Genomic DNA, 18,340 nt, shown 5'->3' on the forward strand with positions numbered 1-18,340 from the left:
CATGTCGTTACGGGACAAGCGACGCGTTCAGGCGATCAAAACGCGCGTCCGGACGACCCGCAACGGGCTCCGAGATGCGTTGCCGAGCTTCCCGGGCGTCCCGTACCTGTACATCCTCCCGTTCTACGTGCTGTTCGCGCTGTTCATGGCGTTCCCAGTCGCGTACACGCTCTACCTCTCGTTCTTCGAGTACAACGGGCCGGGATCGGGGTACGTCCTCGAGTTCGACTTCGGCCTCTTCCAGACCGGGATTCCACGGATCTCGAACCTCGAGTTCGTCGGGCTGTCGAACTACCAGTGGGTGTTCAGCAACGGGCAGTTCATCCAGTCGGTCGAGAACACGGTCGTCATCACGCTGTTGCAGATGCCGCTGATGGTGATCGTCGCCCTGCTGGTCGCGTTGTTCCTCAACGCCCAGTTCGTGAAGTACTCGGGGTACTTCCGGACGGCGATCGCGCTACCGGTCACGGCGAACTACGTCGCCTACTCCGCGATCTTCCTGGTGATGTTCGCGGAGAACTTCGGGTTCATCAACTACATGCTCGGAGCGATCGGACTGCCGACGATCCCGTGGCGAACCGACGGCCTCTGGGCGAAAATCTCCCTGGCGTTATCGCTGGACTGGCGCTGGATGGGGTACAACATGCTCATCCTCTTCGCCGGTCTCCAGGGGATCGACAGACGGCTCTACGAGGCCGCCGAGATCGACGGCGCAGGCCGGTGGGAGAAGTTCCGCTACGTCACGCTTCCACAGTTGCGTCCGATCCTGCTGTTCGTGATCGTCCTCTCGACGATCGGCTCCCTGCAACTGTTCTCCGAGCCGATGATCATCACCGACGGGGGGCCGACCAACGAAACCTTAACGGTCGTGATGTACATGTACGAGGAGGCGTTCAGTCGATTCAACCTCGGAAGGGCGAGCGCGATCACGTACGTGCTCGTCGTGTTCGTCACCATCCTCGCGTACATCCAACTGAAAGTCGGAGGTGAGTAACGATGTCGACAACCACCAAGGAACCACTGCCAGTTCGATTCGCCGTCTACATTACGCTGCTCGTCATCGTCGTACTGACGTTCATCCCGCTGTACTGGATGGTCGTCGCGGCGTCGCTCCCACAGGAAGAGTTCTTCACGCTGCCGCCGCGGCTCCTGCCGGGGTCGCACTTCTTCGAGAACCTCGCGGCGCTCGAGGAGCGGTTCCCGTACCTGCGAAGCGTCTGGAACAGCGTCTTCGTCGCGACCGTCTACACGGTCATCTCCGTGTTCCTGTGTGCGCTGGCCGGCTTCGCCTTCGCGAAGTACGAGTTCAAGTACCGGGAGCCGCTGTTTTACTTCATCCTCGCGACGCTCGTGTTGCCCGTCCAGATCATGGTCATCCCGATGTACCTGCTGATGGCCCAGTTCGGGCTGCTCGACACCCACATCGCGTTGATCCTGCCGTTCCTCGCCAACCCCGTCGGGATCTTCCTGATGCGCCAGAGCATGCAGTCGATCCCCGACTCGTGGCTCGACGCAGCCCGCATCGACGGGGCCTCGGAGTTCCAGATCTTCTATCGCGTCGCGCTGCCCGCGATGAAGCCCATGCTGGCGGCGCTCGCGGTGATCCTCTTTATCTCCCAGTGGAACGCGTTCCTCTACCCGCTGGTGATCCTCGAGAGCGAGGAACTGTTCACCATCCCGCTGGCCATCGAGCGGCTGACGGGCCACCACCGCATCTACTTCGACCAGATCATGACCGCGGCGAGCATCGCGATCATCCCGATGATCGTCCTGTTCCTGTGGCTGCAGGAACACTTCGTCCGCGGCTTCACCAACTCGATGTAGGTGGCGGTGGCTCCCTCTCCTTTCCAGTAGCAGTGATACGTTCGCATCCCCCGTGGTGAAACCCCACATATTAATATCATCAGCGGAGTAAGGGATGATCGAATGACGTCGATCGAACTCGAGAACGTCGAGAAAGTGTACGATCCCAACGGCGAGGCCGTAGAGGCAGTGACGGACCTCGACATCTCGATCCGGGACGGGGAGTTCCTGGTGTTCGTCGGTCCGAGCGGCTGTGGCAAGACCACGACCCTTCGCATGATCGCGGGACTCGAATCGGTCAGCGAGGGAACGATTCACTTCGACGACCGCGACGTCACCGACGTCCGGCCGCGCGAGCGCGGCGTCGCGATGGTGTTCCAGGATTACGCGCTCTATCCCCACATGACCGTCCGGAAGAACATTGGCTTCGGGCTCCGCTTGTCCTCGGGGCTCTCGGAGCAAGAGATCGAGCAACGCGTCGAAGAGACGGCCGAAATGCTCGGTATCGAGGACCTCCTCGACGATCAGCCCGACGAACTCTCCGGCGGCCAACAACAGCGGGTCGCGCTGGGTCGGGCGATCGTTCGCGATCCGACCGTCTTCCTGCTCGACGAACCCCTGTCGAACCTCGACGCGAAGCTTCGAGACGACATGCGCAAGGAGATCATGCGCCTCCAGCAGGAACTCGAGGTGACGTCGGTGTACGTGACCCACGACCAGACGGAGGCGATGGCGATGGGCGACCGGGTCGCCGTCATGAACGAGGGGCGACTCCAGCAGGTCGGCCCACCGGAGCAGGTGTATCTGGAGCCCGCGAACGAGTTCGTCGCGGGCTTTCTCGGAAGTCCGAGCATGAACTTCGTCGACGCAGCGGTCGAATCCACCGAGAAGACGGTCCAGTTCGACGGTCCGGGTTCCTTCACCGTCAGCGTCTCGAGAGAATCGATCTCGGCCTCGGCCGAGGAGTACGACCGTCTCACCGTCGGGATTCGGCCGGAGGACCTGACCCTCGTCGAAAGCGGCGGCGTCCCCACCGAGGTCACCGTCGTCGAAGCGATGGGCGACGAGAACGTCGTCTACCTCGAGGTCGGCGACACCGAACTGACGGCCCGCATCGACTCCCACCGACGCCTCTCGAGCGGCGACCGCGTACACGTCGACTTCGACGTCGAGGACCTCTACCTGTTCGAACCCGATTCGGGAGAAGCGATCGAAACGAAATCGACGGCACGCATCGACGAGACGCAACCGCCGCAGGCCGACGTGACGAATCCCGGATGAGTTGCGACGACGGCTCGAACGCCACCCGACTCGAGGAGTCTCGCCAGTCACCGTTTGCTTGAAAAGAATAACCTCTCACCAACATATCATAATTAGTATGTAGTGGTTTTTCTGATATCTACGGAATATACGTCCGTTTTCCGTTCGATCTAGGACAGCAACGAAATCCGTTCGCTCCACTGGTTATAGCTGGGGAGAACGCGATAAACGTCCCTCTCAACAACTCGATACACGAAGATCACAAGTGATTCGGTCACCACTGGACGCGTTCAGCCATTATTGGACGATAGGCCATGTATATACTTTCTATCGCCATTATTTTACCAATTATTGTACTCGGGAAGAAGTAATTTATATATGGGGTGTGGTTATGGCTACAATTGTATCGAAGGTTTCCTCACCTCCGAAAATAGTATATGGGTTCTGGTACTTCGTCTAAAATATCCGAATTCGGATACTCGTTTTCCGCTCTGGAAACTCGAGTTACTGACTTCCTCGAGAGCAATAGTGAGTAGGTACTCGAGGGGAGCCTTCGAGTAGCGACGGGCGGGAGAAGCGATTGGGACGCAGACGACGAGTACGATTCGACGGCCATCAGCGGCCGTTCGATTAGCGGTAGATGTTCCGATAGCGCTCCCGATACTCCCGGAGGCCGATACGCGCCCGGCGGCGGGACGTGAATCCGAATCCGACGGTCGGACAGCCTTCGCGTGGACATTCCCAGTAGAACGTCTCCGAATCCGGGTCCCTCGAGACCGGCACGTCCGTATTACATCGCGGACAGCGCCATCCCCAGCGGAGGTCGTCGATTGGCTTCCGGCTCATACGCAGTGGTCGGCCTGGCCTCGGGACGCCCGCTGCATAACGGCTGGACTGTCCCAGTCGCGACTTTAAGGGACGATCGCACCGGGTGACGCTCCGGAAGTGAAACGACAGTGACCGACGAGCGGTAGAACGGGAGACGGTGTCGTCTCGAGATGCGGATCCGGCAGTCGTCGCGTTCCCGTTACTCGGCTCCGCCGCCGGTGACGACGACCGGTCGATCCGAGCTGAGAATAATCGACTGGGTGACGCTCCCGAAGACCGCCTTGCCGACGGGAGAGCGCTTGCGGCCGCCCAGGACGATCGAATCGACGTCGTACTCCTCGGCCTCGTTGCGGATGTCCTCCTCCGTGTCGCCGCTGTCCTCGAGGACGGTGACGTCGACCCCCTCCTCCTCGAGGTGTTCTTTCGCGCGACGGACCGACCCGATCCGGGAGGCTGACTTGAACTTCTCGAACTCCTTGGGGAGGTCGTCGCTCTCCTCGGTGAACACGAACAGGAGGTACGCTTCGACCGACTCGGCGGCGTCGGGCAGCGAGGTGACGTACTGGGCCTGCCTGACCGCGCGATCCTCGTTCGTATCGACCGGGACTAGAACGCGATACATAACCGACGTTTTGCATGGATGACTTATAAAACCGCTCCCTCGGCCCCACGAACTGGAAGCTGTGAGTCGGTTCGGCTTCGGAACGAGCGTACCGGAGCGGTGGTTGGGGCTTCGAATTCGAAATCCCCGGCCACCCGCTGGCGATCCGGAGAAAGCGAACGATGAGGGAACGTGGATCGAGACGCCCGTCGAGGTCCGGAACCGGGTCCGCGCTCCGTTCTCCCTCGAGTGCGAGTTAGGACGCGTCGTTCCGGTCACGGAGTGACCGGCGTTTGATCTTCCCCGTCGTGGTCGTTGGCAGGGACTGGACGAACTCGATATATTTCGGGTACTCGTACTCCGCGAGTCGGTCCCGGACCAGGTCACGGATCTCCTCGCGGAGTGTTTCGGGGTCGTAATCGTCGCTCGCCGGCTGGACGTACGCCTTGATCGCCTCGCCGCGGGTGTCGTCGGGGACGCCGACGACGCCGGCCTGTTCGGCCTCGGGATGGTGGAGAATGGCTTCCTCGACCTCCATCGGACCGACGCGGTAGCCGCTCGTCAGAATCACGTCGTCCGTCCGGGAGACGAACCACAGGTAGCCGTCGTCGTCGCGTTCCACGAGGTCGCCGGTGAGGAACCACCCCTCATCGGTCCGCTTCGCTTCGGTCTTCTCCGGCAGGCCCCAGTACTCGTCGAAGAAGACCCGTCGGTCCCCGGGCTCGACCGCGAGTTCGCCGACCTCGCCGGCCTCGAGGGGTTCGTATGTCTCGGGATCGAGCACCCGCACCTCGTAGCCGGGGAACGGTTTGCCCATGCTGCCCGGGCGCGTGTCGAACCAGTCGTCGGAGTTACCGACGACGAGATTCAGCTCCGTCTGACCGTAGAAGTCGTTGATCGAGACGTCGTCGAACGTCTCCCGGACCCAGTCGACGACCTCCGAGGTGAGGGGTTCGCCCGCCGAGGCCAGCGTCTCGAGCGCGAGGTCGTACTCGCGTTCGGGGTCGTCGACCGACGACAGCAGTCGGAGCGCCGTGGGTGGCATGAACGCCTTCGTCACCTCGTGGCGTTCCATGAGGTCGAACGCCGCCTCGGGATCGAAGCCGTCGCGCGGCCAGCCGACGATCGTACAGCCGTGGTGCCAGGCGGCGAACAACGTCCCGCCAAGCGCCGCGCCCCAGGCCCAGTCGGCGGGCGTCCACAGCGTGGCCTTACCCTCAGCGAGGCCCTGATCGAAGTAGTTGTACGCGGCCGCGGCCCGGCCGAGCCAAAGCGCGTGGCTGTGGAGGACGCCCTTCGGCGGCCCCGTCGAGCCGCTCGTGTACATGATCGCGGTCGGCGTCTCGGGCGTGGCGTCGTAGACGTCGAACCCGGTCTCGTACGCCGCGATGAGGTCGTCGAAGGCGTGCGTCGTCACCCCGTCGGTCGTCTCGCCGACGCCCGTGACCGCCTCCCTGCCGCCGAGTTCGATCACGCGCTCGAGCGCGGGACACTCCCCGCGAATCTCGTCGACGGTGTCGCGGACGCTCGGATCGACGACGACCGCGGTCGCCTCGCTATCGGCGAGCCGATACTGGAGCGCGTCGCGACCGAACAGGACGGTGAGCGGCACTGAGACGGCCCCCAGCTTCCAGTTTGCCAGGTGGGTGACGGGGTTGTCCGGTTTCTGCGGGACGACGACGCCGATGCGGTCGCCGGGTTCGACCCCCAGATCCGCCAGGGCGGCGGCGAGGCGGTCCGATCGGTCGTCCAGGTCCTCGAACGAGTAGGTCTCGAGGCCGTCGTCGCCCTCGTACCGAAGCGCTGTGCGGCCGGTGTCCTCGTGTTTCCGGAGGAAGTCGACCGCGGGATTGAACTCGCCGGGCAGGTCCCACGCGAACTCCTCGCGGGCCCGCTCGTAGTCCTCGAACGACGGCATGACCGTCCAGCTCATGGCCCGTTTGTTTCGGCGGGGAGGGAGTGGCTCTTTCGACTACGGCGAATTCGTCGCGACCGATCAGTAGTATGTGTGAACCGCACGAGCCTCGAGCTATGGCAGGAGACGCGCTCGAGCGGGACCTCTTCGACCTCCGAACGCGGTGTTCGAGCACACCTACGACGAGCCGACGCCCCGACTCGAGGAACAACGCGAGTCTCTCGAGGAGCTCCGATCGCATCACGGCGACGACGAACTCCTCGACTACGACTGACTGTCTCGTACTCGGATACGAGTTTTCATCGGCGGTATAAAGCTGCGACTGGGACAGGCACACGGCTATCCGGCCCACGTTACGAGTGTCGAGCGACATGCAACTCGAGCAGGGGCCTCGATCAGCCGAGGCCGACTGGAGCGGGACGGTACCGAACGCCTTCGACGGACGGGTACTCGGTTTCGTCGTCGTGATCGCAGGGCTGGCCGCTTCGTTGAACGTTCCCTACGGCGGGATCCCGTTCGCTGCGGTCGCGTTCGTCGTCCTCGCTGTGCTGGGGGTCGTCGCGCACGTTCTCGGCGAACGACAGTTGCGCCGCATCACGGACGGCCTCGTCGAACGCTGGGTCGAGGCTGGCGGCCACGTCGAAGACGTGACCCGGTCCGACAGCGGCATGCGAACGGAGTGGACCGTCCACACGCCGGACGGCGACGTGACGATCGGCGGCATCGCGCTGGTCCCCATCTCGCGGGTCTCGATCGAGTGGCAGGGCGTCACTGACTCGATGGACGCGAGCGAGGCCGACGAGAACATCGACGCGCTCGCGGCGAGTCTCTACGAGGAACTGTTCGAGATCGGTCCGGCAACCCGGCGACGCTGACGGTCTCACTGCTCGTGCCCCGGTTCGCGACGAGAAGATAGCTATTAACCGTCGTCGTACGAACGCCGGGATATGACTCTCTCGAGCGCCCCCGGCAAGGTCTATCTGTTTGGGGAACACGCGGTGGTGTACGGCGAGCCCGCCGTGCCGTGTGCGATCGAATTACGGGCACGGGTCGAGGCCAACAGACGCGACGACGGGAAGCTACGCGTCCACGCGGAGGATCTCACCCTGGACGGCTTTACGGTCGAGTACGGTGGTAGGACCGACGAGCGGCCGGACGTCGACGTCTCGGAGTCGCTCGTGAGCGCCGCCATGGGCTACGTCGACGAGGCCATCGAACAAGTCCGGGACGTGACCGGGGAGGACGACGTCGGCTTCGACGTTACCATCGAGAGCGACATCCCCCTGGGCGCGGGGCTGGGGTCGTCGGCCGCCGTCGTCGTCGCCGCCATCGACGCCGCGACCCGCGAACTCGGCGTCACCCTCGAGGTCGACGAACTCGCCGAGCGGGCCTACCGGACCGAGTACGAGGTCCAGGACGGGCAGGCCTCCCGCGCGGACACCTTCTGTTCCGCGACCGGCGGAGCCGTCAGGGTCGAGGGCGACGACTGCCGGTCGATCGACGCGCCGGACCTGCCGATCGTCATCGGCTTCGACGGCGGCGCGGGCGACACCGGCAAACTCGTCGCAGGGGTCCGGGACGTGCGCGAGGAGTACGGCTTCGCCGCCGACACCGTCGAAGCGATCGGCGACGTCGTGCGAACCGGCGAGGACGTCCTCGCGGAGGGCGACCTCGAGGAACTCGGTCGGCTCATGGACTTCAACCACGGACTGCTCTCGGCGCTGGGGGTCTCCTCGCGGTCGCTCGACGCGATGGTCTGGGCGGCCCGGGACGCCGGCGCTTACGGCGCGAAGCTCACGGGAGCCGGTGGCGGCGGTTGCATCGTCGCGCTCGATCCCACCTCGGAGACCGAGACCGCACTCTCGTTTACCCCGGGCTGCGAGGACACCTTCCGCGCCGAACTCGCCGAGGAGGGGGTGAAACGGCTCGCATGATCGTTCTGTAACACGGAACCGTCCTGTGACCGAGCTACGCGTCCGGAGCGAGCGAGAGCGGTGATAACTAGTCCGACGGTTATTTGTGCTAATATATTGGTGTTGAATACAACTCCGTATGAATGGAGTCCTTCCGGTGGTGTCGGTTTCGCATCTCTCCCGAACTCGCTGGAACAGACCGTGGCTCTGGGATACCGGTATCTTTCTCGGCCTGATCAACGGTGGTGTCGGGACGCAGGTCTTCTCTCGGGAAACGACACCGTATTCGGTTCAGGCCGCGGTCGTTCTCGTTGGATTCGGGATCACAGTGGGGATCTTCGTCGGTGCGGATCGACTGGTTCCACGGCAGTTCCCGCGCATCGACCCGGTGCCGTCGACGTTCTCCCTCGTCGTCCCGTCTACGATCATCGTCGCCTTCTTCGGTACGTCGTTCCTGCTCGGAACGGTACTGGGAGTTGATACACGAGTTCACGAGTGGCTGCTGTTCGCCGCCGCCAACGTCGTTACGCTGCTGGCCATCGGTATCGTCGTCCGATACTACAGCTCTAGTAGCAACTGAAACTCATTGCACGCCTGCTCACGGTTCAGCGGACAGTGGTTGCGGAAATCGCCGGCACCTGCTGCATTGCTGTGAGCAGTGTGAAACTCGTCGGTGATACTGTATCGTCGTCGACTGCCAGCACGCGAGCGGGTTGTCGGAACGAGTCGCAACACCTGTTACGAATGCGTGGGGAGACTATCCCATGAACTACGAGTGGGAGGTGAGACGGCTCGCATGATCGTCCTGAAACTCGGCGGGAGCGTCATCACCGAGAAGGACCGGCCCGAGACTCTCGACGGGCCGGCGCTCGAGCGGGCGGCCGACGTGATCGCGGCGGCGCTCGAGGACCGCGATCCGGAGGGGCTCGTCCTCGTCCACGGGGCCGGCAGTTTCGGCCACCACTACGCCAGCGAACACGGCGTCGACACGACCGCAGGCACCCACGACGCTGGCGCGGTGCTCGACATCCACGGCGCGATGAAGACCCTCGACGAGTTCGTCCTCGCGCGGCTTCGCGACCGGGACGTCCCCGCTGTGCCGGTCCACCCGTTCTCGGCCGGCCACCGCGACGCGGCGGGCGAACTGGACCTCCACACGGGCCAGGTCGGGACGCTGGTCGCGGAGGGGTTCGTCCCGGTCCTCCACGGCGACGTGATCGCCCACGCGGGCGAGGGGGCGACGATCATCAGCGGCGACGAGGTGGTCACCCGGGTGGCGACCGACCTCGAGGCGGACTGCGTCGGTCTCTGCTCGACGGTCCCGGGCGTGCTGGACGCGGACGACGCCGTGATCGACGAGATCACCGCCTTCGAGGACGTCGCGAGCGTGCTGGGTGCCAGCGACGCGACCGACGTCACGGGTGGCATGGCCGGGAAGGTCCAGACGTTGCTGGACCTCGAGGCCGAGGCCTCGATCTTCGGGCTCGACGATCTGACCGCGTTCTTCGACGGGGCGAATCCGGGAACGACGATCAGGTGACGACCACGACCACTGTAGGCGGGTCACCGAGCCGATCGAACGACCACGACGATGCCTAACCTCGATCCGCAGTTTCAGGCCGTTCTTCGAACGCTCGCGAAGCGCCTCGACGACGTCGAGTGGGCGCTCACGGGAAGCACCGCCTTCGCGCTCCGGGACGTTCCCCTCGAGCCGAACGACGTCGACGTGCAGACGACGGAAGACGGCGCGTACGAGATCGCGGACCGGTTTCAAGAGGCGGTCGTCGATCCGGTCTCGTTCGAGGAGTCCGATCGGATCCGCTCTCACTTCGGCGCTCTCGAGCTCCGGGGAATCCGCGTCGAAATCATGGGCGCGCTCCAGAAGCGCGAACCGGACGGCACGTGGGAACCGCCGGTCGACGTCGCCGCGCGTCGGGCGTGGATCGACGTCGACGGGAGCCGGATTCCCGCGTTTCCGCTCGAGTACGAGGCGCGAGCGTACGAACGGTTGGGTCGGACTGACCGCGCGGAACTGCTCCGCGAGTGGGCCGAGGCCGACGCGAACTGAGCGACGACCAACCCACTGCGTTTTTAACACCTGGGCGTGTAGAGGGTGGTAGCGAAACCCGCGGGCAAGTGCGCTCGAGGTCGCGACGGTGTCGCGGCCGGCCGGAGGCGGTCGCCTCCGCGAGCGCATAGCGGGATGGCCGACGCGCTGCAAGACGCCGGGGCCGCACAACCGGGAGTCCGCGGACCGTTTCGATGAGAGTCCACGCTAACGCACACGGCTTTCAGTACAACGAACCATGGAAATAGAAATCGCAACAATCGGCGGTTACGAAGAAGTCGGACGGCAGATGACTGCCGTCCGCGCCGGGGACGACGTCGTCATCTTCGACATGGGTCTGAACCTCTCGCAGGTGCTGATCCACGACAACGTCGAAACCGAGCGGATGCACAGTCTCGATCTGATCGACATGGGCGCAATCCCCGACGATCGGGTCATGTCGGACCTCGAGGGCGACGTGCAGGCCATCGTGCCCACGCACGGCCACCTCGACCACATCGGTGCGATCAGCAAGCTGGCCCACCGGTACAACGCGCCGGTCGTCGCGACGCCGTTTACGATCGAACTCGTCAAACAGCAGATCGAGGGCGAGCAGAAGTTCGGCGTCGAGAACGACCTGATCAAGATGGAGGCCGGCGAGACGATGTCGATCGGCGACTCCGGCAAGGTCGACCTCGAGTTCGTCAACGTGACCCACTCGATCATCGATGCGATCAACCCGGTTCTCCACACGCCCGAGGGCGCGGTCGTCTACGGGCTGGACAAGCGCATGGACCACACGCCCGTCATCGGCGACCCGATCGACATGGAGCGGTTCCGCGAGATCGGTCGCGAGGGCAACGGGGTGCTGTGTTACATCGAGGACTGTACCAACGCGAACAAGAAGGGCCGCACGCCCTCCGAGCGGGTCGCCCGCGAGCACCTCCGTGACGTCCTCTACAGCATCGAAGACTACGACGGCGGCATCGTCGCGACGACCTTCTCCTCCCACATCGCTCGCGTGAAGAGTCTCGTCGAGTTCGCCGACGACATCGGCCGCCAGCCCGTCCTGCTCGGTCGCTCGATGGAGAAGTACTCCGGCACCGCCGAGCGGCTGGACTTCGTCGACTTCCCGACCGACCTCGGGATGTTCGGTCACCGCAAGTCCGTCGACCGTACGTTCAAGCGGATCATGAACGAGGGCAAGGAGAACTTCCTGCCGATCGTCACGGGCCACCAGGGCGAGCCCCGCGCGATGCTCACCCGGATGGCCCGTGGCGAGACCCCCTACGAACTGGACGACGGCGACAAGGTCGTCTTCTCCGCCCGCGTCATTCCCGAGCCGACCAACGAGGGCCAGCGCTACCAGGCCGAGAAACTGCTCGGCATGCAGGGCGCGCGCGTCTACGACGACATCCACGTCTCGGGCCACCTCAACCAGGAGGGCCACTACGAGATGTTAGACGCCTTGCAGCCCCAGCACGTCATTCCGGCCCACCAGGACATGAGCGGCTTCTCGAGCTACGTCAACCTCTGCGAGAGCGAGGGCTACCAGATGGGCCGCGACCTCCACGTGACGCGCAACGGGAACCTCATCCAGCTCGTCGATTGATATGACACGTCCCGAGACGCGAGAGGAAGCGGTGCTCGAGGCCGTCCGAGAGCGCCGCGAGTTGGTCAACGAAGCGATTCCGGACGAACTCCCGATCCGACAGCCCGAGCGGCTCTACGAAGCGTCGCGATACCTGCTCGACGCGGGCGGCAAACGCCTTCGGCCGACCGTCCTGCTGGCGGCGGCGGAGGCACTGGCGGACGTCGAACCCCTCTCGACGGAGTACCGCACGTTCCCCACGCTCGACGGCGACGTCGCCGGACAGCCGGAGACGGTCGACGTGATGGACGCCGCGGTCAGCGTCGAGGTCATCCAGTCGTTCACGCTGATCCACGACGACATCATGGACGACGACGACCTCCGGCGCGGGGTTCCGGCGGTCCACAAGGAGTACGACCTCGAGACGGCCATCCTCGCGGGCGATACGCTCTACTCGAAGGCCTTCGAGATCATGCTCGATACGGGGGCCACCGCGGACCGAACCGTCCGGGCGCTCGACGTGCTCGCGACGACCTGTACGAAGATCTGTGAGGGCCAGTCGCTCGACGTCACCTTCGAGGAGCGCGACGACGTCACGCCCGAGGAGTACCTCGAGATGGTCGAGCAGAAGACGGCGGTGCTGTACGCCGCCTCGGCCTGTCTCCCCGCCGTCCTGATGGGCGCGGACGACGAGACGATCGAGGCGCTGTACGGCTACGGCCTCGACATCGGCCGGGCGTTCCAGATCCAGGACGACGTGCTGGACCTGACCGTCCCGAGCGAGAAACTCGGCAAACAACGGGGTAGCGACCTCGTCGAGAACAAGCAGACGCTCATCACCGTCCACGCCCGCGATCAGGGCGTCGACGTGGCGGACCTCGTCGAGACCGACGACGTCGACGCGGTCACCGAGAGCGAGATCGACGACGCCGTCGCCCGACTGGAGGAGACTGGCTCGATCGAGTACGCCAACGAGATGGCCCGTGATCTCGTCGAGCAGGGGAAAGCACGCCTCGACGTGCTACCGGAGAACGACGCCCACGACCTGCTGGACGAACTCGCGGATTTCCTGATCGAGCGCGGGTACTGAACCGGCGTCACTACCCCCCTTTTCGTCGGCCGATCCGCTCCGTCCTAGCGACTGCTCGAGTCTGGCCGGGCGGCTTCACCCAGGAGACGAGCACTGAGGACGGTCGCTGGTATGGCCCCGCCAGGTCGACGTCGCTGGTCGAGGCGTTCGTCGATGAATGCAGGGCCAAGTCGAACGTTTATCCACGGCATGGTGGACGGGCGACCATGCGGCTCGTCGAGATACTGATTCCGGAACGGAAGCGGGAGGCCGTCGAGGAGACCCTCGAGGAAGAGGAACTCGATTACACTCTCGTCCAGGAAGAGAGCCGCGAGGAGCCCTCGGTCGTCATCACGTTTCCGCTGCCGGCACCGGCGGTCGAGTCGGTCCTCGAGGCGCTTCGGAACACGGGGCTCGAGGAGGACTCCTACACCGTGATCGTCGAGGCGGAGACCGTCGTCTCGGAACGGTACGAGGACCTCGAACAGCGATACGCACAGAACACCGCGCGCATCTCCCGCGAGGAGCTACAGGCCCAAGCGAAGGATCTCACACCCAGATTCAGTACGTATCTCGTCATGACGATCATGAGCGTGGTCGTCGCGACCGCCGGCCTGTTGCTCGATTCGCCGGCGGTCGTCGTCGGCTCGATGGTGATCGCCCCGCTGATCGGCCCGGCGCTCGGCGCGAGCGTCGGGACGGTCATCAACGACCGCTCCCTGTTCCGGCGCGGGATCAAACTGCAGGCGATCGGGCTGGGCGTCGGCATCGTCACCGCGGCCGTCTTCGCGTTCGGTGTCCGTACGACCGGTCTCGTCTCACCGATGTTCAACATCTTCGAGATATCGGAGATCCAGGGCCGTCTGACGCCGGATTTGCTCTCACTCGCTATCGCAATCGGCGCTGGGGTAGCGGGCGCGTGGACGCTCACCGCGGGCACGTCGGCCGCCCTCGTCGGCGTCATGATCGCCGCCGCGCTCGTACCGCCGCTGGGCGTCGTCGGCATCGGGATCGCGTGGGGGCTCCCTGCGGTCGCCCTCGCCGCCGCCGTCCTCGTCCTCGTGAACATAGTCACGATCAACATCACCAGCCTCGCGGTCCTCTGGTACAAGGGGTACCGACCGGACGAGTGGTTCCAGCAGGACGAGGCCCGGATCTCGACGGAGAAACGCGCCGTCGTCCTCGCGGCCACGATCGTCGTCCTCTCGGCGTTTCTCGGCGGCGTGACCTACGACACCTACCGGACCGGCGCGTACGAGGAGGGAGTCAACGACGACGTGGCCGCCGTCATCGAGTCTCCCGATCACAGCGAACTCGAGCTCACCGACGTCGCGGTCGAGTACGACGATCCGGTCCCGATCCGCCAGCCGGAGCGGGTCGTCGTTCGGGTCTCCCACCCGGTCGGCACCGACCCGCCGCGCATCGGTGACGAAATACGACCCCGGGAGAGCCTCCGCGTCGAGTCGGCGATTCCGTTGCCGAGCGGGCCGCTCGTCGAGTCCCAGCGCGCCGAGGTCGTCGTCTACTACACCGAGCGGGGATAACGGGCGAGACGGCGACCTGCGGCGGGCCGGAGAGGGACTGCGCTGACCGTCTCGAGAGCCCTCGACGGAACGGGACCGACGACCCGACATCGCGGACGTTTTGGTCCGGGCACGAATACTGGGGCGTAATGAACGACGAGTTGCGCGAGCGCGTCGAACGCGAGGTCGAGAAGCACGCGCTATTGAACGCGGTCAAACACGAGAGCGACGCCGACGTCGGCGCGATCATGGGTCCGCTGATGGGCGACAACCCGGAGTTCCGCGAGCACGGCGACGAGATTCCGGGCATCGCCGGCGGCGTCGTCTCGCAGGTGAACGACCTCTCCTACGAGGAGAAACGCGAGCGCCTCGAGGAACTGGCCCCCGAGGAACTCGCCGAGATCGAGGCCGAGGACGAGGGGGACGACCATCCGCTGCCGGACCTGCCGAACGCCGAGGCGTACGACGAGATCCGAATGCGGTGTGCGCCGAACCCGAACGGTCCCTGGCACGTCGGCCACGCCCGGATGCCTGCCGTCATCGGCACCTACCGCGACCGGTACGACGGCTGGTTCTGCGTTCGCTTCGACGACACCGACCCCGAGACCAAACGGCCCGACCTGGAGGCCTACGACGCCATCCTCGATGACCTCGAGTACCTCGGCTTCGAACCCGACGCCGTCTACCGTGCCAGCGACCGCCTCGAGACCTACTACGACCACGCCCGCGAGTTGATCGAACTGGACGGGGCCTACACCTGCTCCTGTCCGGGCGAGGAGTTCAGCGAACTGAAAAACGCCGGCGAGCCCTGTCCCCACCGCGACAAGGACGCGGAGACCGTCCTCGAGGAGTTCGAGGCCATGGTCGACGGCGAGTACGACAGCGGCGAGATGGTGCTCCGGGTGAAGACGGACATCGAGCACAAGAACCCGGCGCTGCGTGACTTCGTGGCCTTCCGGATGATCGACACGCCACACCCGCGTGAAGAGGCCAACGACTACCGCTGCTGGCCGATGCTCGACTTCCAGTCGGGGATCGACGACCACCTCATCGGCATCACCCACATCATCCGCGGGATCGATCTCCAGGATTCGGCGAAGAAACAGCGGTTCGTCTACGACTACTTCGGCTGGGAGTACCCCGAGGTGGTCCACTGGGGTCACGTCCAACTCGACGCCTACGACGTGAAGATGAGCACCTCGACCATCGCCGAACTGATCGAGGAAGGCGAACTCGACGGCTGGGACGACCCGCGCGCGCCGACCCTCAAGAGCCTCCGCCGCCGTGGCATTCGCGGCGAGGCCATCGTCGACGCGATGGTCGACCTCGGCACCTCGACCAGCGACGTCGACCTCGCGATGAGTTCGATCTACGCGAACAACCGCGAACTGATCGACGACGAGACCGACCGCCGATTCATGGTCCGCGACGGCACCGAACTCCCGCTGGGTGGCAGCCCACCCGCGGAGGCGAACCCGCCGCTACACCCCGATCACGAAGAGCGCGGCGTCCGCGAGATTCCCGTCGGCGACGCCGTTCTACTGGAGCCCGACGACCTCCCCGACCGCGAGGAGCGCGTCTGGCTCAAGGGCCTGGGTTGTTTCCGGTACACCGATGGGACGCTCGAGCACACCGACGACGACATCGACGTGGTCCGCGAGGGCGACGTCGACGTCGTTCACTGGGTGCCCGCGAGCGAGAGCGTCCCCCTCCGGATGCGAACGCCCGAGGGCGACGTCTTCGGGCGCGCGGAACCCGGCGTCGCCGACCTCGAGCCCGACGAGCTGGTCCAGTTCGAGCGCGTCGGTTTCGCCCGAATCGACAACGTGGCACAGAGCGCCACGGACGACTCGAGCAACCGACGGTCACGAGACCGTCACGAGGACGAGGAGACGGTGGCCTACTACACCCACGACTGACTGGGAGCTTCCCGAAACCGCTTCTACTGTACCGGTTCGAGCGAAACGGTTATGTCGGTCGTTCTGCCGAATCTGACGGTGGCCGATCCCCGACTCCGTTCGTACCCGTCGGCAGTCGCGACGATCGGATGGCGACCGTGCTCGAGGTCGACTTCGACGGTGCCGTTCTCGACGGCTACCGGATCGCCGTCCACGAGAACCGTCGCGTCGTCGATCCGGTTCCCGTCCGCGTCCACGACGGTGCCGCGGACGCGACCGGTCGACGGAATCTCCGCGTCGCCTTCGGCGAGTTGTACCCACGCGTTCTCGGTTTCGTCGCCGCCGACGTACACCTCCGCGTAGCCGTCGCTGTAGCCGTCCGCCTCGGAGACGCGCACTTCCCACCAGCCGTCGGCGACCTCGAAACCCCGATCCCAGGTGTCGCCGTCGGGGATCGACCCGTTCGGCGCGTCCGCGGCGTACGTCTCGTCGCCGTAGACCGTTACGCGACAGGGAATCGTCGACCCGCCGCCGACCGGCGTCGCGAACACCTCGAGGTCGCCCGTTCCGGGACCCCACTCGCGCTCGAGGTGGAGGGCGAGGTCCGCCGTGGCGGCTTCGTCGAGAGGGATGCGTCGTCGGAGGTCGACGTATCCGTCCGCGCTAACCGCGAGGTCGGCAACCGACGCGGTGCTCTCGAGTTCGAACGTCCCGTCATCGTCGGTCGTGGTTTCGGAGCCGGGGGAGAGCGAGACCGTCGCGTTGGGAACCGGCTCGCCGAAGTGGGTAACCGTTCCGCGAATTTCGCCGGCCCCAGTACCGTCGTCGCTGCCGTCGCCCTCATCGTCGCCGTCGACAGTGCCCGGCCGCGCGAGCCCCGTACCGGACCCCCATCCGAAGAAGGCCCCGGTCAGGCTCGCTCGAGTCAAAAAGTGCCGTCGAGTTTCACGCATAGAATCGTCGGCCGATCGGAGGGATCGGCCAAAGATAGCCGTTGTGATGCCGATAACGGTCGGTTTTCGGGACAATCACGGTCACCAACGTGCGCCCGACACGGGAGGGACGAATTACGGGATCGATTCCCGAACCGCTACTCGAGCAGTTCGTCCGCCCGCTCCGGGAGCGGGTCGGCGACGACGCCGTCCTGTCGGCCGAGTACGCGAGCGTGGGACGCACAGACCAGTCGATTCTCGTCCCAGGGGACGTGGAGTTCGACGGCTGCCGGTCGCTCGCAGTCGTCTTCGGAACACTCCATACCCGTGTGAACGAGACCCAGACCTTCAGTGTTGCGCGGCGTTAGACGAAGACTGCCACCAGAAACGCGAGCAGGATCGTCAGCGTCAGCAGGACCTGGACGGCGCTCGAGGCGAGGGTGCCGACCGTCGTGTAGAGGGCCGACCGGGCGCTGCCGTGGACGTCGCGCCCGCGCACGTACTCGAGGACGAAGACGGTACCGAACAGGCCGGCGAGCAGCCCGAGGGGGCCAGTGACGGTCATGAGTGCGATCGCGACGACGGTGGCGACCCCGGTGGTCGCCCACGAGGCCCCGCCCGCCTGAGCTGCGATCGAACTCCCGAACAACTCGACGAGAAGGGCCAGGAGGGCGAGTCCGGTCAGGACCGCGAGCGTTATCGTCCCCGGTTCGGCGTACCCCGATTGCCACCAGTAGAGGAACAGCCCCGACAGCGACAGCAGTCCGCCGGGGACCAGCGGCACGACCGTTCCGAGGACGCCGCCGACCAGGAGCGCGATGGCGACGATCCCGAGAGGTTCGACCATAGCGGACCTATCCACGCAACGGCTCAAAGCCGTGGTGCGTGTGGTCGAAGACTCCGACCACGGCAACTTGCCGGTCGATCAGTACCGTTATAGGCCGCTTCGAGAACGTGTGC

General features: G+C 65.0%; 17 protein-coding genes and 1 pseudogene. 12 read left to right on the top strand and 6 right to left on the bottom strand.

All coding sequences use genetic code 11. The features are described from left to right. Position 1 precedes the first annotated feature (1 nt). From TX79_RS07835 to TX79_RS07845, 3 genes are all read left to right on the top strand, one after another. Complete coding sequence (locus TX79_RS07835) at positions 2 to 994, top strand: carbohydrate ABC transporter permease (protein WP_049926904.1); 993 nt, start codon at positions 2 to 4, stop codon at positions 992 to 994. 2 nt (positions 995 to 996) lie between these two features. Continuing rightward, positions 997 to 1,824, top strand: a complete 828-nt coding sequence (locus tag TX79_RS07840; RefSeq protein ID WP_049926905.1) for a carbohydrate ABC transporter permease — start codon at positions 997 to 999, stop codon at positions 1,822 to 1,824. A 102-nt stretch (positions 1,825 to 1,926) separates the two neighbouring features. After that, positions 1,927 to 3,084, top strand: a complete 1,158-nt coding sequence (locus TX79_RS07845; RefSeq protein WP_049926906.1) for an ABC transporter ATP-binding protein — start codon at positions 1,927 to 1,929, stop codon at positions 3,082 to 3,084. 609 nt (positions 3,085 to 3,693) lie between these two features. On the opposite strand, the gene TX79_RS07850 is transcribed toward TX79_RS07845, so the two are convergent. From TX79_RS07850 to TX79_RS07865, 3 genes are all read right to left on the bottom strand, one after another. Further along, positions 3,694 to 3,909 (bottom strand): hypothetical protein, encoded by a 216-nt coding sequence (locus TX79_RS07850; RefSeq protein ID WP_049926907.1) that lies wholly within the window; start codon positions 3,907 to 3,909, stop codon positions 3,694 to 3,696. A 181-nt stretch (positions 3,910 to 4,090) separates the two neighbouring features. Continuing rightward, the gene (locus TX79_RS07855; RefSeq protein WP_049926908.1) at positions 4,091 to 4,513 is read right to left on the bottom strand and encodes a universal stress protein; all 423 of its coding nucleotides are present in this window, start codon (positions 4,511 to 4,513) and stop codon (positions 4,091 to 4,093) included. Positions 4,514 to 4,748: 235 nt separating this feature from the next. Further along, entirely contained in the window at positions 4,749 to 6,425 is a 1,677-nt protein-coding gene (locus tag TX79_RS07865) for an acyl-CoA synthetase (RefSeq protein WP_049926910.1), read from the bottom strand. 353 nt (positions 6,426 to 6,778) lie between these two features. Between TX79_RS07865 and TX79_RS07870 the strand changes: the two genes are divergently transcribed. The 9 genes and pseudogenes from TX79_RS07870 (at position 6,779) to TX79_RS07910 (ending at position 16,469) form a co-directional block, all read left to right on the top strand. Next, on the top strand, positions 6,779 to 7,282 hold the full coding sequence (locus TX79_RS07870; RefSeq protein ID WP_049926911.1) for a hypothetical protein: 504 nt from the start codon (positions 6,779 to 6,781) through the stop codon (positions 7,280 to 7,282). Between the two features lie 69 nt (positions 7,283 to 7,351). Continuing rightward, positions 7,352 to 8,341, top strand: a pseudogene (mvk, locus tag TX79_RS07875) (mevalonate kinase); the annotation flags it as partial. A 307-nt stretch (positions 8,342 to 8,648) separates the two neighbouring features. Beyond that, a complete protein-coding gene (locus TX79_RS19270) occupies positions 8,649 to 8,900 on the top strand; it encodes a hypothetical protein (RefSeq protein WP_154660481.1) in 252 nt (83 codons plus the stop codon). Between the two features lie 216 nt (positions 8,901 to 9,116). Next, complete coding sequence (locus TX79_RS07885) at positions 9,117 to 9,860, top strand: isopentenyl phosphate kinase (RefSeq protein ID WP_049926914.1); 744 nt, start codon at positions 9,117 to 9,119, stop codon at positions 9,858 to 9,860. 51 nt (positions 9,861 to 9,911) lie between these two features. After that, positions 9,912 to 10,388: a nucleotidyltransferase domain-containing protein gene (locus TX79_RS07890; RefSeq protein ID WP_049926915.1), complete on the top strand. Its 477-nt coding sequence runs from the start codon at positions 9,912 to 9,914 to the stop codon at positions 10,386 to 10,388. A gap of 238 nt (positions 10,389 to 10,626) precedes the next feature. Continuing rightward, a complete protein-coding gene (locus tag TX79_RS07895; protein ID WP_049926916.1) occupies positions 10,627 to 11,979 on the top strand; it encodes a ribonuclease J in 1,353 nt (450 codons plus the stop codon). A gap of 1 nt (position 11,980) precedes the next feature. Continuing rightward, on the top strand, positions 11,981 to 13,048 hold the full coding sequence (idsA3, locus tag TX79_RS07900) for a geranylfarnesyl diphosphate synthase (RefSeq protein ID WP_049926917.1): 1,068 nt from the start codon (positions 11,981 to 11,983) through the stop codon (positions 13,046 to 13,048). A gap of 206 nt (positions 13,049 to 13,254) precedes the next feature. Further along, on the top strand, positions 13,255 to 14,571 hold the full coding sequence (locus TX79_RS07905; protein WP_049926918.1) for a TIGR00341 family protein: 1,317 nt from the start codon (positions 13,255 to 13,257) through the stop codon (positions 14,569 to 14,571). A 128-nt stretch (positions 14,572 to 14,699) separates the two neighbouring features. Continuing rightward, entirely contained in the window at positions 14,700 to 16,469 is a 1,770-nt protein-coding gene (locus TX79_RS07910) for a glutamate--tRNA ligase (protein ID WP_049926919.1), read from the top strand. 23 nt (positions 16,470 to 16,492) lie between these two features. Here the strand turns inward: TX79_RS07910 and TX79_RS07915 are convergent, their stop codons facing one another. The 3 genes from TX79_RS07915 to TX79_RS07920 form a co-directional block, all read right to left on the bottom strand. Next, entirely contained in the window at positions 16,493 to 17,377 is an 885-nt protein-coding gene (locus TX79_RS07915; RefSeq protein WP_049926920.1) for a carboxypeptidase regulatory-like domain-containing protein, read from the bottom strand. A 161-nt stretch (positions 17,378 to 17,538) separates the two neighbouring features. After that, entirely contained in the window at positions 17,539 to 17,703 is a 165-nt protein-coding gene (locus TX79_RS19640; protein ID WP_195892477.1) for a hypothetical protein, read from the bottom strand. Positions 17,704 to 17,744: 41 nt separating this feature from the next. Then, the gene (locus tag TX79_RS07920) at positions 17,745 to 18,227 is read right to left on the bottom strand and encodes a DUF456 domain-containing protein (RefSeq protein ID WP_049926921.1); all 483 of its coding nucleotides are present in this window, start codon (positions 18,225 to 18,227) and stop codon (positions 17,745 to 17,747) included. Between the last annotated feature and the right edge of the window lie 113 nt (positions 18,228 to 18,340).

Source organism: Halopiger goleimassiliensis (assembly GCF_000455345.1).
In the GTDB taxonomy this organism is placed as follows: Archaea; Halobacteriota; Halobacteria; order Halobacteriales; family Natrialbaceae; genus Halopiger_A; species Halopiger_A goleimassiliensis.